General features: G+C 61.8%; 15 protein-coding genes and 1 pseudogene. 5 read left to right on the top strand and 11 right to left on the bottom strand.

Annotated features, from left to right (window positions below):
• Window positions 1-775: 775 nt before the first annotated feature.
• Window positions 776-1,024: a hypothetical protein gene (locus ACDELDRAFT_RS07035; RefSeq protein ID WP_005794956.1), complete on the bottom strand. Its 249-nt coding sequence runs from the start codon at window positions 1,022-1,024 to the stop codon at window positions 776-778.
• A 490-nt stretch (window positions 1,025-1,514) separates the two neighbouring features.
• On the opposite strand from ACDELDRAFT_RS07035, the gene ACDELDRAFT_RS07030 reads away from it, so the two are divergent.
• Window positions 1,515-2,297 carry a transporter substrate-binding domain-containing protein gene (locus ACDELDRAFT_RS07030; RefSeq protein WP_005794954.1) on the top strand — a complete coding sequence of 261 codons (783 nt, stop codon included), beginning with the start codon at window positions 1,515-1,517 and terminating at the stop codon, window positions 2,295-2,297.
• 226 nt (window positions 2,298-2,523) lie between these two features.
• Here ACDELDRAFT_RS07030 and ACDELDRAFT_RS07025 read toward each other — a convergent pair whose 3' ends face one another.
• The 3 genes from ACDELDRAFT_RS07025 to ACDELDRAFT_RS07015 all read right to left on the bottom strand — a co-directional run bounded on the left by ACDELDRAFT_RS07025 (window position 2,524) and on the right by ACDELDRAFT_RS07015 (window position 3,940).
• Complete coding sequence (locus ACDELDRAFT_RS07025; protein ID WP_005794952.1) at window positions 2,524-2,997, bottom strand: SRPBCC family protein; 474 nt, start codon at window positions 2,995-2,997, stop codon at window positions 2,524-2,526.
• A 174-nt stretch (window positions 2,998-3,171) separates the two neighbouring features.
• Complete coding sequence (locus tag ACDELDRAFT_RS07020; RefSeq protein ID WP_040328353.1) at window positions 3,172-3,489, bottom strand: DUF2322 family protein; 318 nt, start codon at window positions 3,487-3,489, stop codon at window positions 3,172-3,174.
• Between the two features lie 118 nt (window positions 3,490-3,607).
• Complete coding sequence (locus ACDELDRAFT_RS07015) at window positions 3,608-3,940, bottom strand: hypothetical protein (protein ID WP_005794947.1); 333 nt, start codon at window positions 3,938-3,940, stop codon at window positions 3,608-3,610.
• A 93-nt stretch (window positions 3,941-4,033) separates the two neighbouring features.
• On the opposite strand from ACDELDRAFT_RS07015, the gene ACDELDRAFT_RS07010 reads away from it, so the two are divergent.
• The gene (locus ACDELDRAFT_RS07010; protein WP_005794944.1) at window positions 4,034-4,993 is read left to right on the top strand and encodes a M14 family metallopeptidase; all 960 of its coding nucleotides are present in this window, start codon (window positions 4,034-4,036) and stop codon (window positions 4,991-4,993) included.
• A gap of 148 nt (window positions 4,994-5,141) precedes the next feature.
• Here the strand turns inward: ACDELDRAFT_RS07010 and ACDELDRAFT_RS07005 are convergent, their stop codons facing one another.
• The 7 genes and pseudogenes from ACDELDRAFT_RS07005 to ACDELDRAFT_RS06985 all read right to left on the bottom strand — a co-directional run bounded on the left by ACDELDRAFT_RS07005 (window position 5,142) and on the right by ACDELDRAFT_RS06985 (window position 12,126).
• The gene (locus ACDELDRAFT_RS07005; protein ID WP_005794942.1) at window positions 5,142-6,053 is read right to left on the bottom strand and encodes a bifunctional GNAT family N-acetyltransferase/nucleoside diphosphate kinase regulator; all 912 of its coding nucleotides are present in this window, start codon (window positions 6,051-6,053) and stop codon (window positions 5,142-5,144) included.
• A gap of 221 nt (window positions 6,054-6,274) precedes the next feature.
• Window positions 6,275-6,571 (bottom strand): hypothetical protein, encoded by a 297-nt coding sequence (locus tag ACDELDRAFT_RS07000; RefSeq protein WP_005794940.1) that lies wholly within the window; start codon window positions 6,569-6,571, stop codon window positions 6,275-6,277.
• A gap of 115 nt (window positions 6,572-6,686) precedes the next feature.
• A pseudogene (locus ACDELDRAFT_RS06995) lies at window positions 6,687-7,225 on the bottom strand (DUF924 family protein).
• Window positions 7,226-7,339: 114 nt separating this feature from the next.
• A complete protein-coding gene (locus ACDELDRAFT_RS06990) occupies window positions 7,340-8,068 on the bottom strand; it encodes a phospholipase D family protein (protein ID WP_005794936.1) in 729 nt (242 codons plus the stop codon).
• A 133-nt stretch (window positions 8,069-8,201) separates the two neighbouring features.
• Window positions 8,202-8,933 carry a PP2C family protein-serine/threonine phosphatase gene (locus ACDELDRAFT_RS23950; protein ID WP_005794935.1) on the bottom strand — a complete coding sequence of 244 codons (732 nt, stop codon included), beginning with the start codon at window positions 8,931-8,933 and terminating at the stop codon, window positions 8,202-8,204.
• Entirely contained in the window at window positions 8,923-10,266 is a 1,344-nt protein-coding gene (locus tag ACDELDRAFT_RS23945) for a serine/threonine protein kinase (RefSeq protein ID WP_005794933.1), read from the bottom strand. The genes ACDELDRAFT_RS23950 and ACDELDRAFT_RS23945 overlap by 11 nt, the downstream gene beginning before the upstream one ends.
• 9 nt (window positions 10,267-10,275) lie before the next feature.
• Complete coding sequence (locus ACDELDRAFT_RS06985; protein ID WP_005794930.1) at window positions 10,276-12,126, bottom strand: glutamine--tRNA ligase/YqeY domain fusion protein; 1,851 nt, start codon at window positions 12,124-12,126, stop codon at window positions 10,276-10,278.
• A 173-nt stretch (window positions 12,127-12,299) separates the two neighbouring features.
• Between ACDELDRAFT_RS06985 and ACDELDRAFT_RS06980 the strand changes: the two genes are divergently transcribed.
• From ACDELDRAFT_RS06980 to ACDELDRAFT_RS06970, 3 genes are all read left to right on the top strand, one after another.
• On the top strand, window positions 12,300-12,653 hold the full coding sequence (locus ACDELDRAFT_RS06980; protein ID WP_005794928.1) for a hypothetical protein: 354 nt from the start codon (window positions 12,300-12,302) through the stop codon (window positions 12,651-12,653).
• A gap of 246 nt (window positions 12,654-12,899) precedes the next feature.
• Window positions 12,900-13,343 (top strand): type II 3-dehydroquinate dehydratase, encoded by a 444-nt coding sequence (gene aroQ / locus ACDELDRAFT_RS06975; protein WP_005794926.1) that lies wholly within the window; start codon window positions 12,900-12,902, stop codon window positions 13,341-13,343.
• Between the two features lie 40 nt (window positions 13,344-13,383).
• Complete coding sequence (locus ACDELDRAFT_RS06970; protein ID WP_040328345.1) at window positions 13,384-14,238, top strand: alpha/beta fold hydrolase; 855 nt, start codon at window positions 13,384-13,386, stop codon at window positions 14,236-14,238.
• Window positions 14,239-14,392 lie beyond the last annotated feature (154 nt).

Raw genomic sequence — 14,392 nt, 5'->3', positions numbered from 1 at the left:
CGTGGCGGCTGCACCAGTGGCCGGCAGCGCCAGCAGCCCCACTGCGCCGAGCAGGGCCGTGCGGCGGTTCAACGAAACGGGGGCGGTGCGGAGGCTGACAGAGGGCATGGTGAAAAGCAGAGGGGGGCGGAGGCGGCCGTAGCGGAGGGTAAGCGAAGGGTGGGCAAAGGACTGATGTTGGCACCCGGCGAGCCCGCCACACCGAGCGGCCATGCACCCGTGCGCCCTTGGCCAAGGTCATGGGTTTCAAAGCATCCAAGGCTCCCAGGCGCGCGGAAAGCAGCAGTTTAGCGGGGCGCTGCGGGTGCGCCTGCGCGCTGGCCTTCGCAAGTGGCACGGGGGCGCAGTGTGCGGGCGTCGACTGGGCGCTGTACTACGTCGCGCAGCCTGGGTGCTGGCCGCCGTGGCCGTTTTTGGGCGCTGCAGAGTTGCGCTGGCGTACGCAGGCCAGTCTGCGTGGGCCTTGCGCGCGCTAAAGACCTGGCGCAAGCGTGCCATGGAGGTGGGGCAGGGCAACACGGGGCGGTGCCGGGTGCGTGTGCGCGACAGGGAAGGGCGGGGTGTCGGGCACCGGGCGTTGGCGGTCGGGCGTTGGACGTGTGCGCCCTATGCGCCAAGGCGCATCGCATCGCGGCCCCGCCGTTCATTGCCCGTGGTCGCAAGATTGCCGCTGGTCGCACCTGCGCCGCCCAGGTGGCCGGCGGCGCGGCAGATGGGAGGACCGAAGCGGCCAGGCCGCCGAACAGGCCCCGGCCGTGGACCCACAGCGGGGCGATCAGTGCGTGACGAACTCGTAGGTCACCGCTTCGCTTTCGACCATGTCGAGGATGTCGTTGAGCACGTCATCGTCGTCGGTGCTGCTCCAGGTTGCTTCGGGATCGCTGGCAAACAGGGGTTCGATGGCAACGTCCATGAACACGCCGTTGGGCAGCTTGAGCACGGGCGTGCCCTCGGACGTTTCGACCAGTTCCCAGTCGTCGGGCACGGACATTTCCAGTTGGAGGGTGACGTTCAGTTTCTTCATGGCGGCTTCCTGGTTGGTGTGTGGGGCGCAGGGTAACCCAAATCCCGGGCCCTCTTTCCTGGTGCGGACGGTGGCGAGCGCCCGCAGGCCCCGCCTGCGGCCACTGGCAGCGTTGGCAACTGGCCGAACCAGGGTGGCGGCGCGCGGAGGGGTTTCGTTCTGTGCCCCGTCTCTGTGCGTCGAAAGCTGCTCCCTGTCCCTGCGGACAGGTGGTGGACGGCGAGGCGGGGCCCAGACAGGCGCCGGCCGCTGCCCGCGCTTCATGCCATCCACACCCACACCCACACCCACGCATGAACATGAACATGAACATGAACATGTTCATGCCAACGCGCCTGCAAGGCCCGCTTCTTGCACGCAGTGCTGCGCCTGCTGGCCATTTGCGGTAGTGTCTTGCGCGGTGCCGGCACAGTGCCCCGGCCGCAGGCGCGGGCAGTGCGCTGTGCCCCGCGTTGTTCCTTCCACCCATTCCCCCAGGAGACCCCGAGAAATGTTTGCCCACAAAATCCTTGCCCTCGCCTTTGCCGCCGTGGCCGCCAGCCTGTCTTTCAGCCCGGCCGCGCAGGCGGGCCCCCGGCTCGACAGGATCATGGAGGCCAAGGTCATCCGCGTGGGCACGCCGGGTGACTACCGCCCGTTCGCCATCAAGACCGACGGGGGCTACAGCGGCCACGACATCGACGTGATCGAGACCATGGCCAAGGAACTGGGCGTGAAGATCGAATACGTGCCCACCACCTGGCCCAACCTGGTGAAAGACCTGCAGGGCGACAAGTTCGACGTGGCCGTGGGCGGCGTCACGCGCAACGTCAACCGCATGCGCATCTTCGACATGCTGCCGGGCTATGCGCCCTTCGGCAAAGTGGCCCTGGTGCGCGCGGCCGACAAAACCAAATTCACCAGCGTGGACGCCATGAACCAGCCCACCGTGCGGGTCATCAAGAACCCCGGCGGCACCAACGAGACGTATGTGCTGGCCAACCTCAAGGCCGCGCAGGTCAGCACGCACGACAAGAACGCTGAGATCCCCGCGCTGATCGCCGAAGGCAAGGGCGACGTGATGATCACCGAGACCTACGAGGCCCTGCACTACGCCAAGGCCGACCCGCGCCTGGCCGCCGCGTTTGTGGATGCCACCCTCACGCCCAAGAACTACCTGGGCTTCATGCTGCCCACCGACGACGCCGACTACGTGCGCGTGATGGGCTTTGTGTGGGGCCTGTTGGACGGCCGGGGCGCCATCCAGCAGGCGGCGGACAAGTGGCTGAAGTGATGTGAAGGCCTGCCCAGGCCCTGCCGTGCCTGTGCGCCAGCATCCGCAGGGGGCGCCGCTGGTGGTCCGGGCAGGTCGGTGACCGCACGCACGAAGGGGCCGGTGGCGTGGTGGCGCGAGCTAACCGCCACCCTGGCGCACCCCATGCGCCCCGTCGGCCGTGGACGTACAGGGGCCGTGCGTACCGTGCAATGCCGTGGCACCAGCGCCCTGGCGGGCTGCGCCTCTATTCCGCTGGAATCTCTGGCTCTACCAGCAGCGCCAGCAACTGCAGCGACTCCTGCCACCCCAGGTAGCACATTTCGGTGGGGATCACGGCCGGAATGCCCTCTTGCACCGCCGTCACTTCCGTGCCCACCAGCACCTTTTTGAACGTGATGGTGGTGCGCATCTCGCCGGGCAGGTTGGGGTCGTCAAACCGGTCGGTGTGCACGATGCGCTCGCCCGGCACCAGCTCCACATATTCCCCGCCAAACGCATGCGTCTGGCCGTTGCTGAAGTTGGTGAACTGCATGCGGTACGTGCCGCCCACGCGCGCATCCAGGCGCAGCACCCGGCCGGTAAAGCCATGGGGTGGCAGCCATTTGCACAGGGCGTCGGCATCCAGAAACGCGCGGTAGATGCGCTCGGCGGGGGCGCGCAGCACGCGGTGCAGGGTCACGGTGCCCGCGGTGGCTGCGGAGGTGTTGGGTGTCGTCATGCAGTGTCTCCTAAGGGGGGAAATCAGGGGTGGATGAATGACAGCGTGGGCCCCAAAACCGTCGCGGTCAATGGCCCCGGTCATTCACGCGTTCATACCCCTACGACGAACGGACCCGCACGTTTTCGACAACCGGCCGGTGTGCACACCCGCTTTTTTCAAAATGGTGCCGCCTCAGGCTGCGACGGTGCGCGCCGCAAAACTCTCGCCGCCCTCTGACCAGGCCAGCAGCCGGTCGATGTTGGGATGCTTGCCGGGGAAGGCGCGCGCATCGGCCACGTGCTCGGCATACCACTCCAGCCCCAGGCTCGCGGCTGCGGGCGTGATGCGCCCGCCATACAGCGCCGCCAGCGCGGCATACACCACCAGCGAGCCGGTCTGGCCCGGCTTGTTCTCGATGGTGGCCAGCACCTGGCCATCGGCGCCCAGCAGCTGCAGGGCAGTGAGGTGGCTGGCGGAAGGGAGTTGCTTGAGGCGGTCTGCGAAGTTCATGGCGGTGATGAAATTGAATGAAATCGGCCTGTAGCGCTTGATATACAAGCGCCGGAAGCTATGAAAAGATGAGTATCCCACAGGGCAAGGCATGGGCATGGTGATCCCCGCGAGGCCATTACGCCAGCCACACCCCGAACCCCGCCGAGCGCAGGTCGATGCCGATCTCGATCTCGCGGTCCGCCGCCTCGTCGTAGTTCATGGGGTTGAAGCCTTCGTACAAGTCGGGCAGCAGCCGCAGGCCGTATCGCGTCACAAACCGGTTGGCCTGGATGCCCGCCTTGTGCTTGTCAAACCGCACGTCGGGGTCCAGGCCCGTCATGCCCACGTACACGCAGGGCCTGCCGTCGATGTAGCCGGGGTTGCACTTGCGAAAGCGCGGCTCCAGCAGCACGTCTTTGGAGAGTTCGACGACGTAGACGTGGTGGTGGGGCTTGCGGTGGCGGGGCATGGGGAAAGAATCGCGGCAGAGTATTCTAAGAACGCGTTGCACCACGCCAACGCCCCACGGACAACAGACGCATCGCCCCCCAGCTCCCGCACCATGCCCGAAACCTATCTCTATTCCATCGGCACGCCCGGCCAGCCCTGGGGCGCCGCAGAACGCGACGTGTGGCGCGCACGCCAGGTGCGCCAGCGCAGCTACGCCGACGACGTGCTCACCGCCATCGAGGCACTGCGGGGCCGGTTCGACGTAGAGATGTATGGCGATGTGGTCTATGCCGATGCCCAGCACCCGGCAGAGCGCTTTCCCCTGCGGGCACTGCGCAGCCGCCACTGGCAACCCGGCCTGCCCAGCGTGCTCGTTACCGGCGGGGTGCATGGCTACGAAACCAGTGGCGTGCACGGCGCGCTGCGGTTTGTGGACACGCAGGCCGAACGCTTTGCAGGCCGCGCCAACCTGCTGGTGGTGCCGTGTGTGAGCCCCTGGGCGTACGAACGTTTTCAGCGCTGGAACTTCGACGCCATCGACCCCAACCGCGCGTTTCGCGAAGCCTCGCCCGCGCAGGAGTCCGCGGCCCTCATGCGCCTGGTGGCACCGAGGCACGGCCAGTTCGCTGCCCACATCGACCTGCACGAAACCACCGACACCGACGAATCCGAATACCGCCCCGCCGTGGCCGCGCGCGACGGCAAGGTGTTCAAGCCCGGCAGCATCCCCGACGGCTTTTATCTGGTCGACGACACCGACAACCCCCAGCCCAAGTTTCAGCAGGCCATCATTGAAGCCGCCAGCCGCGTGACGCACATCGCCCCTGCGGATGAAAAGAACGAAATCATCGGCTCGCCCGTGGTGGCGCCGGGCGTGATCCGCTACGCGCTGAAGCAGCTGGGCCTGTGCGCGGGCATCAGCGGCGCGCGCTACACGACCACGACGGAGGTGTACCCCGACAGCCCGAGCGCCTCGCCAGTGCAGTGCGTCGAGGCGCAGGTGGCGGCCGTGCAAGCAGCGGTGGAGTTCGTGTGCACCGCGAGCGCGGGGCGGTCGCTCATGGAAGATTAAATGCCAAAATGGCCGCTAGCGCTTAGTGGGTAAGCGCTAGCAGCTCTTAAAAAGATAGTGATTGCCCCGGCGAAATGGCCGCAAGGACGGGCCAGGCACTGCCTGCGAGCGCCGTCGGAAGCAACGGCAGTGGCAGCGCTGCGCGAACCTACAGGTGGAAATGGCCCGCAGCTTCGGGCTGGTAGAGCACCTTTGCAATCCGGATGTGGCAGGTGCGATTGGGAATCCGCCAGCTGAACGCATCGCCCTCCTTGTAGCCCAGGATGGCCGTGCCGATGTCCGAGCACACCGAGAGCTTCCCGGCCCGGTCGTCGGCCTCTTCCGGGTACACAAGGGCCACTTCCAGCTCCGCATCGTCCACCTGCAGCAGGGCCTTGGAGTTCATCGTGACGACATCCTCGGCCACCTGCCGTGGGTCCACCACGATGGCGCGCTCGATCTCATGTTCGAGCTCAAAAATGGTCGCGCCCTGTTCCTGCTCCACCAGGCTCCTGAGCCGGGCCTTGTCGAGTTCGGTGATGTAGATGTCGGTGGTGTCGGCCGCAGGGCTTTCGCGCAAGAGCCGGAGGTAGCGCTCCGAGTGCATGACAAAGGACTTCATCGCAGGCGTCTCGCTTTCCAGCACGAACCCGCTGCGCAGGAACGCCTTGAGCGAGCGCGCGTTGTCCGGATGGATCTTGGCGATGAGCTTCTCGGCCCGCATGTCGAAGAAGGCGAGCTTCAGGCCTTCGCGGATCGCGCTGGCGCCCAGCTTGCGGCCCCAGTTGTCGCGGTTGCCGATGACCAGGACCATTTCGCATTCCGTGCCCTTCTTGACCAGGCGAACGAACCCGACGGGAACGTCATGCCGGTCGTAGGCCATGAAGAACCGGCCGCCCTGGTTGAAGAGATGCGTCAGGATCGGCAGCTGCACCCGGCCGATGGCCTGCGCAATGAACCGCGAGACATTGCTCGAATCGCTCAGGTACTGCGTGACACCCTCGTCTTCGAGCCAGTCCATCAAAGTGAATGCGTTGGCCCGCGTGATCTCCGGGCACAGGGAAATGAAAGGCTTGTCCATCTTCACCCCAATTGGGTTTCAAGTATGAAAGCCTTTCATGGACGCGGCCACGACGGTTCTTTCGGCTAACGTGTCATTTTAAAACACACCCCAGCCACGGGGCCGATGCACGGCGGGAGTCGCACTGTCGCGCAGGGCGATAGGCGCCGCGCCCTTGTTTGCACCTCCGGAACAGGAGCACGCCCCAGGCCCACCAGCTTCGTTTGTGCTCGTTCCTTCGTTCAGAGGCTTCCCATGGCGCCCAGCAACCGGGCGCTCACCTCGGCAGGATCGGGCGTGGCGAACGCCATGTTGTGCTGCTCCGTCAGCGGCCCGTGGCCCGGCTCCATGCGCCCGGCCGCGTCGTAGCCCATGGCCTTGAACTTCCACACCCCGCCAACCAGCTTGAGGGAACCCACATGCGCGCCATCGGCGGTGTGTACGGACACGACGGCGGCGTTGACGGGCACCAACTGCAACGGCCCTGCCACCGGGCCGGGCGACACATGGGCGAAGGTGGGGGTGAGCGGAGGCGTCATGGATGGGCTTTGTTGCTGCGGGAGCACTTTGGAATGAAATTGGCCTGTAGCGCCAGAAGAATAAGCGCTGGCAGCTATCAATAGAGGAGCGTTATGGGCTGAGATAGCGCCCGAGTCAGAACGACGACCCCGGCTCGCTCAAAAACGCCAGTTCTTCGGGCGTAGAGGTGCGGCCCAGCACAGCGTTGCGATGCGGGTAGCGGCCAAAGCGGTCGATGATGGCCTTGTGCCGGCGCTCAAAGTCCAGGTTGTTTTCCATGCCCGGCTGCGCAAACAGCTCCAGGGCTTGCTCATGAATCACGGCAGATTCGCTGTGCATGTACGGCATGTAGGCAAACACGCGCTGTGCCGTGGGAAGACTGCGGTCCTGCCCGCTGGCCACCAGCTCTTGCGCCAGGGCAAGGGCCAGAGAGTCTTGCGCAAAGGCGCGGGCGGTGTCGCGGTACACATTGCGCGAGAACTGGTCCAGCACCAAGATTTCTGCCAACCGGCCTTCGGGGTGGCGCGCCAGGTGAACAGTTCGCAGCGCGCCGCAGCCTCCAGCGTGGGGCCGAAGCGGGTGCGGATGAATTCGTCGAGGGCAGCGTCTTTGGCGAAGTGCTGCTGGGGAGTGAGTTCGGTGAACCAGAACTGGAGGACGTTTTCAGGCTGCATCGCACAAGGATATCCGCCGCCTAATGCTGAGGTTTGCCGATGGGCTCCAAATGAGCTGCCCGTGTTCGCCGCCTGACGCGTTTGTCCCAAGACGTGACCCCGTGTCGCCGCGGGTCAGTTCAAGGCCAAATCCTGCGGCCACAGAAAGTAAGGGCCAAAGCGGGACTTGGCGACAAACTCCACACCAGCCTGCTCACCCTTGGCAGTGAGCGCGTGTTTGTCCCCCTGCTGCGAGAGATAGCCCAGTTCGGTGGCCCGGTCCAGCAGTTGTGCCGTTTTAAGTCCGAACTTCTGAGCCAACTTGGACGATGGCAGCTTGTCGGCACTGGATGTTTCGCTGTCGGTGCCAGAGGCTTCCGAAGCTGGCGTTGCCGCAGGTTCTGGATCGCTGCTGGCGACGCGCTCCAGAGAAATGCGCACCTCGTCGCTGATACGAATGATGCGCTGCGCCTCTTCGTAGGCGTCTTTGTAGAGCTGCCCGTCGTCGCTGCGCTGAATCAGGATGCCCATCTCGTTGTTATTCACCTGGCTGAATTCGTACAGATTCAGGCTGGTGATGATGCACATCTCTTCATTCATGTAGCACTTGGCATGCAAGTTCTTGCAGAAGCTGGTGCGTATGTAGCTCAGGCCGCGCAGCCATTCGATCTCTTGCGGCTGCAACTCGCTTTTGCCATAGACGATACGGACATCGATTTTCAGACGGTTTTTATCGGCCAGCAGCTCCTTCATCCGGTCGTTGAGCTTGAGGAAAGGGCTGATCAGTATCAAACGGTCTGATGCGCCTTTGATCAGTTCTTCAAGGTGATAGTTGGTGCCGGTTGTCGAAAGAAATTTCGCCATTTATGTTTATCTTCCATGAAACAGAACGCTTATGGATTATTAATTGTGGGTAGCTCTCGATAATAATAGAAGAAAAATGCGAGATCTGATGCCGCTGCCTACGCAACCTTCCTTGTTAGGTCTATTGCTTTCACTATGGTGCTACTATATATGAATACTCAATTATCACGGCTGTAGCGTCGTCTTCATTTGAGTCAGTTAGCCTCGCAATCATTTTTGATGAAAGATCTTCAGTTGAGGAGGATTCAACGGATAGATCTCGTATCTGCGTTTTGTTGAGTGTTCGATAAATACCATCAGTAACGAGTATTAGTCTGTCACCCCTATTCATTTGAAAATTCGTTTGAAAGAGGTCATACTGGATATTAGCACCCATCGCGGATCGCAATACTGATCTTCTTGGATATCTCTGAGCTTGAGTTTTTGAGAGAATTCCGGCCTCAACTAAGGCAGCGACTTCAGTTTGATCTTTGGTTTTTTGAATAATTCCATTTGAGCGCAAGTGATAAACTCTCGTATCGCCTGTGTGGCCGATATGGACCAAGCCATTTTGCTGAATCTTGCAGATTGTAAGAGTGGTGGCCATGTTGGAGGATATTAGATCCTCTTTGGACTTCTCTTTCATTGAAAGTGCAACTGCAGAGAAAATATCTGAGAATGAAGTCTCTGGATTTTTCTGTAGTTCAAAAATGGATGTCTGTATTGCAAGCGCCGATGCGATACCACCTCCATAATTTCCTCCAACGCCGTCAGCTATAGCAGCAACTAATCCTCTGTCTGACAGTTCAAAAAAATCGTGAGCATCTTCATTCACCTTGCTCGGGCCAGGAATGGAGAAGTGCGATATGGAGAAATCAATGGGCACTTGAAGCCTGCGAAACTAGAGATGGGTGAAGAACACTTCTGTTTATGCTCAAGGATCTTTCGAGTCGCTGAATGTATCTCTCAAGGTTAATTGCTTCGGCCGCGACATCCATTTTTATTCTCTCTATTACATTTTCGTCAAGATTGCCGGAGGCGAGTCGAACAAACTTGTTTTCAACGAAATAGCGATTGTGATCGACGCCCATGATCAGCAGGCTAATAAGACAGTGAGCTTTTAGTCGAATTGGGCCGATGTCGAATATGCTTTCCAATTTGCCCGCTAAAACATCACAATAATCAAAATTGTGAGACGTATTTCGCGTAAAAGATGAAAACTCGGAGGCGATTGCATTTAACAACTCTCTTGAAGAGTTTGAGATGTTGTGAAAATGCGTCGAAGTAAGTGCTGAAAAAATATTAGCCTTCGACTGTGTCGTGATGTCAGATTTTGAAAGAAATTCGTATACCCTGTCCCATTCGTTATCGGAGGGGGCTTCGTTTGTCTGTAAGAGATTTACCAGATCTTTTTCGGCATCGCTCTCAAATTGAAGGGTCTTGCCCGCGAGTGCTTGGTAGATATCATCTCTTAGGCTTGCTATTTCCTGATACCTGCGTGCTGGATTGGTTTTGGTGCATTTTTCAATGATATCTTTGCAGGGGCCCGATGCGGTCTGTTCTAGATAAGGAGTTCGGGCTCTTCCGTCAAAAATGTCATGCAAAATTGCGCCGACTGAGTAAATGTCGGCGCTGGAAGTAGCATGGCTAAATCGAGTTATTAATTCCGGTGCCGCGTACACGGGTGTCCCGCCCCCGTGTCCGGTCTGCGTCAATGTTGTTGATTCAGCAGCAAGAGCGGAAATCAAACCAAAATCAGATATTGCGTATCTGATGCTGCCGTCAGGATTTTTGAGTTTGAGAACATTGACGGGTTTGAGATCGCGGTGAACTATGTCACGTTTGTGAATTTCCTCTAATCCGGCGAGTATGTCGAATAATGCCCGAGTTGGATCACCTCCTAGCCTTCTGTCGGCTTGCAAGTCATCCTGTAATGTTCCTTCCGCGAGTTCCATTACAAACCAAGGCTTTGCAGCCTCTAGGTCTTTGTCAAGAATTCGAACTATATGTTTGCTGTTGAGAAGGGACTGATACTTGACCTCTCTCTTAAAGCGTCCCATTAAGTTATCAGCCTTGACTAAACCTCGATTAATGAGATTTTGAATGTCGCTGTTGGGTTCGTATTCTTTCATCGCGAAGCGTTGGCCGAAATCGTCCTCTACCTCGAATACACGCCCAAATCCGCCTCGACCGATCTCCTTAATCTTTCTGTAATTCATGGCTTCTAATCACTTTCCCCAAGAATCCTTCAACCCCACCGCCAAGTTAAACACCGGCTTCTCCGCTTTGTGGTCAATACGATCTGCCACAAAGTACCCGTGCCGCTCAAACTGAAACTTGTTGTCCGGCTTGGCATTGGCCAGTGACGGCTCCACGATGGCGGTCACCACCTTCAGGCTGTTCGGGTTCAGGCTTTCGATGAAGTCCTTGCCCCCCGCGTCGGGGTGGGCATCGAGGAACAGGCGGTCGTACATGCGCACTTCGGCGTTCACTCCGTCGGCCACGCCCACCCAGGTGATGGCGGCTTTCACCTTCACGCTGTCGGCGCCGGGGGTGCCGCTCTTGGTGTCGGGCACCACGGTGGCCAGCACTTCGGTGATGGTGCCGTCGGCATCTTTGTTGCAGCCAGTGCACTCGATGACGTAGCCGCCCTTCAGGCGCACCTTGTTGCCGGGGAAGAGTCGCTTGTAGCCCTTGGGCGGCACTTCTTCAAAGTCTTCGCGTTCAATCCACACTTCCTTGCCGATGGTGAAGTGGCGCAGGGGGCTTTCTGTGCCTTCGGGCGCTGCACCAGAAGACGCGCCATGCGGCGCGTGTGGCAGGGCGGGCAGGCTGCAGGGCTCCAGGTGGCCTGCGCCCATCACTTCGTCCCAGTTGGTCAGCACCAGCTTGACGGGGTTGAGCACGGCCATTCCACGGTGGGCCTTGAGTTCCAGGTCTTCGCGCAGGCAGCCTTCCAGGGTGCTGTAGTCGATCCAGCTGTCGGATTTGGTGACGCCAATGCGCTCGGCGAAGGTCTGGATGGCGGCGGGGGTGTAGCCACGGCGGCGCAGGCCGACTATTGTTGGCATGCGGGGGTCGTCCCAGCCGTTGACCTTGTTTTCGTTCACCAGCTGGGCGAGCTTGCGTTTGCTGGTGATGACGTAGGTGAGGTTCAGGCGCGCAAATTCGTACTGGCGGGGGGGCGGGCTGGCCAGCAGGCCGCCTTCGGTCAGGCGCTCCAGCAGCCAGTCGTAGAAGGGGCGTTGGTCTTCAAACTCCAGCGTGCACAGGCTGTGGGTGATCTGTTCCAGCGCGTCCTCGATGGGGTGCGCGTAGGTGTACATGGGGTAGATGCACCATTTGTCGCCCGTGTTGTGGTGCGTGGCGCGGCGGATGCGGTAGATGGCCGGGTCGCGCATGTTGATGTTGGGGCTGGCCATGTCGATCTTGGCGCGCAGCACGGCGGCGCCGTCGGCCAGCTTGCCGTCGCGCATCTCGCGAAAGCGCGCCAGGTTTTCGGCCGGGGTGCGGGTGCGGAAGGGGCTGTCCACGCCGGGCTTGCCGAAATCGCCCCGGTTGGTGCGCATTTCGTCGGCGGTCTGTTCGTCCACATAGGCGTGGCCGGCTTCGATCAGGTATTCGGCCGCGCGGTACATGAAGTCGAAGTAATCGCTGGCCTGGTAGGGGGCTGCGCCGGGCGCTCCGTTCCAGTCAAAGCCCAGCCATTTCACCGCGTCAATGATGCTGTTGACGTATTCGGTGTCTTCTTTTTCGGGGTTGGTGTCGTCAAAGCGCAGGTGGCAGACGCCGCCGTAGTCGCGCGCCAGGCCAAAGTTGATGCAGATGCTCTTGGCGTGGCCCACGTGCAGGTAGCCGTTGGGCTCGGGCGGGAAGCGGGTGCGGATCTTGGCCGGGTCGGGCTGGCCCGCTGCATGGTGGGCGGCGTCGCCGGGGGTGCCCGCCCAGCGGCGGGTGGCGTAGGTGCCTTTTTCCAGGTCGTGCTCGATGATCTGGCGCAGAAAGTTGCTGGATTTGGCGGCTTCTGTGGCCGCGGCGGCGGTTGCGGGCTGGGTGTTGGCGGGGGTGGGGGTGCTCATGCGGCCATTTTAGGGGGCGGTTTCGTGAAGTTATGCGCCGGGGCGCCGGGCGGGTGTACGTCCAGAAACAATATGGGCGGTGTTTCGTGCCATCCTTTTGGGTGTCTGGTGCGTTGTGTACCGGTGAGGCGTGTCCAGTGGGTTGGAGGCCTCTGTTCCCAAAGGAGATTTCCATGACGAAAACCCGTTCTATCCAAGCCATGGCCGCTGCTGCCGGGCTGGGCTTGGCGCTGCTTGCCGGCGCTGGCTCTGCTCAGGCGCGCGACGTGTACTGGTCGGTGGGCGTGAATTCGCCTGGCGTGGCCGTGGGTGTCAGCAACGGCGGCTATCCCGCCTACGTGGCCCCCGCGCCGGTGTATGTGGCGCCGCAGCCCATTTATTACCGCCCGGCCCCCCCGGTGTATTACGCACCGCCCCAGCCGGTGTATTACGCGCCCCCGGCGTATTACGCAGCGCCGCCCGGTTACTACCGCGAGGGCTGGCGTCGCCATCACCACCATGACCGCGGGGACCGCTGGGACCGCTAATCAGTTCGGCGCCTCGGTTGTGCTGTAACGCGGCGTAAGTTTCCATTGAAGGGGTCTCGGCGAGGGGCTGCCGCCCCTCCGCTTGGAATTCTGCGCAGATTGCGTGCATGTTCGCGCAACTCTCTGGTCCGGCGCCGCGCCAGTGAGGTGAGCGCGGCGTTCGGCGGCGTACGAGGGCCGGGTAGCGCCGCATAATCCGGCATCTGGCCTGCCGGTGTGGCGGGCGCATCGCCCGGAGTTCCGCCCTTGAAAACCGTTTTTGTCCTGAATGGCCCCAACCTGAACTTGCTGGGCACCCGTGAGCCGGCCGTCTATGGCGCACAGACGCTGGCCGATGTGGAGCAGTTGTGCGCCGCCGCGTGCGCCCGCCATGGTTTTGCGCTGCGATTTCACCAGAGCAACCACGAGGGAGCGCTGGTTGACTGGATCCATGAGGCCGGCCGCCTGCACGCGCAAAATGCGCTGGCCGGCGTGGTGTTGAACGCCGGCGCCTACACGCACACCAGCGTGGCGCTGCTGGATGCCATCAAGGGCACGGGCGTTACGTTGATCGAGCTGCACATCAGCAACGTGCACGCGCGCGAGAGCTTCCGCCACCACTCTTACATTGCCGCTGCCGCGAAGGCCGTCATGTGCGGCTTTGGCGTCAAGGGCTATGCCCTGGCCATTGATGGCCTGGCAGGGCTTTAACGGCGCCCCGGGCCACCCATCGGGGCCAGATTTCTTGGCAATGGCTGATTCTTCGCTTCCACCCGAGGTGCAGCACCTTGAGGCGCTGGCCGTGCGGCATGCCACCCCGTGCGGCGCTGGTGAAATGGTCTGGCATGTGTGGGGCGAAGCGCGGCAGGGCGAACGGCCGCTGGTGCTGCTGCATGGCGGCAGCGGAAGTTGGACGCACTGGGCGCGCAACATCGAAGCGCTGGTGGCTGCCGGGCGGCAGCTGTGGGTGCCCGACCTGCCGGGTTTTGGCGACTCGGCCGCACCGCTGTCGGGTGGCGATGCCGATGCGCTGGTGGCCCCGCTGCGCGATGGGCTGCAAACCTTGCTCGGCGGCACACCGTGTGACCTGGTGGGCTTTTCGTTTGGCGGCATGACGGCCGGTCTGCTGCTGGCCGCCCACCCAGAATTGGCCGAGCGGCTGGTGCTGGTGGGGGCGCCAGCCATGGGTGTGGTGCCCCAGCGGCAGTTTGAGTTGAAGGCTTGGCGCCATTTGTCCACGGCGCAAGAGCAGTTGGCCATCCATCGCCACAACCTGGGCGTGCTCATGCTGCACGACGCGCGCCTCATCGACGGAGCCGCGTTGCAGATTCACGTGGCCAATGTGGTGCGCGACCGCATGCCCCGCCGCCGCCTGGCGCACACCGACATCCTTGCGCGTTCGCTGCCGCAGGTGACGTGCCCGGTGCATGCCATTTATGGCGAGCACGACGCGCTTTACAAAATCTGGATCCATCAGCTCGAAGCCGCTTTTGTTGCGGCAGCCCCCCAATTCGGCGGCATGCACCTGTTGCCCGGCGCTGGGCATTGGGTGCAATTCGAGCAACCGCAGTTGTTCAATGCCGCGTTGTTGGCGGCGCTCGCCTGACGGCGGCGTGTTGCTGTGAAGCCCTTTTCTGTCCGCGCTGCTCTGCTCCATGCCCTGCGGGGTGCCGATCTGCTACGCAGCGCAGTTGCGTTGGGGGCAGAATGCGGCGGCGCCGCGAGGGGCCAGCGCCTGACGGGCGATTTTTCGGGCTGCT

The sequence above is a fragment of the Acidovorax delafieldii 2AN genome, assembly GCF_000175235.1.
Classification (GTDB): Bacteria; Pseudomonadota; Gammaproteobacteria; order Burkholderiales; family Burkholderiaceae_C; genus Acidovorax; species Acidovorax delafieldii_B.
The sequence above is the reverse complement of the archived record's forward strand: the minus strand, read 5'-3'. Positions and strand labels throughout refer to the sequence as shown.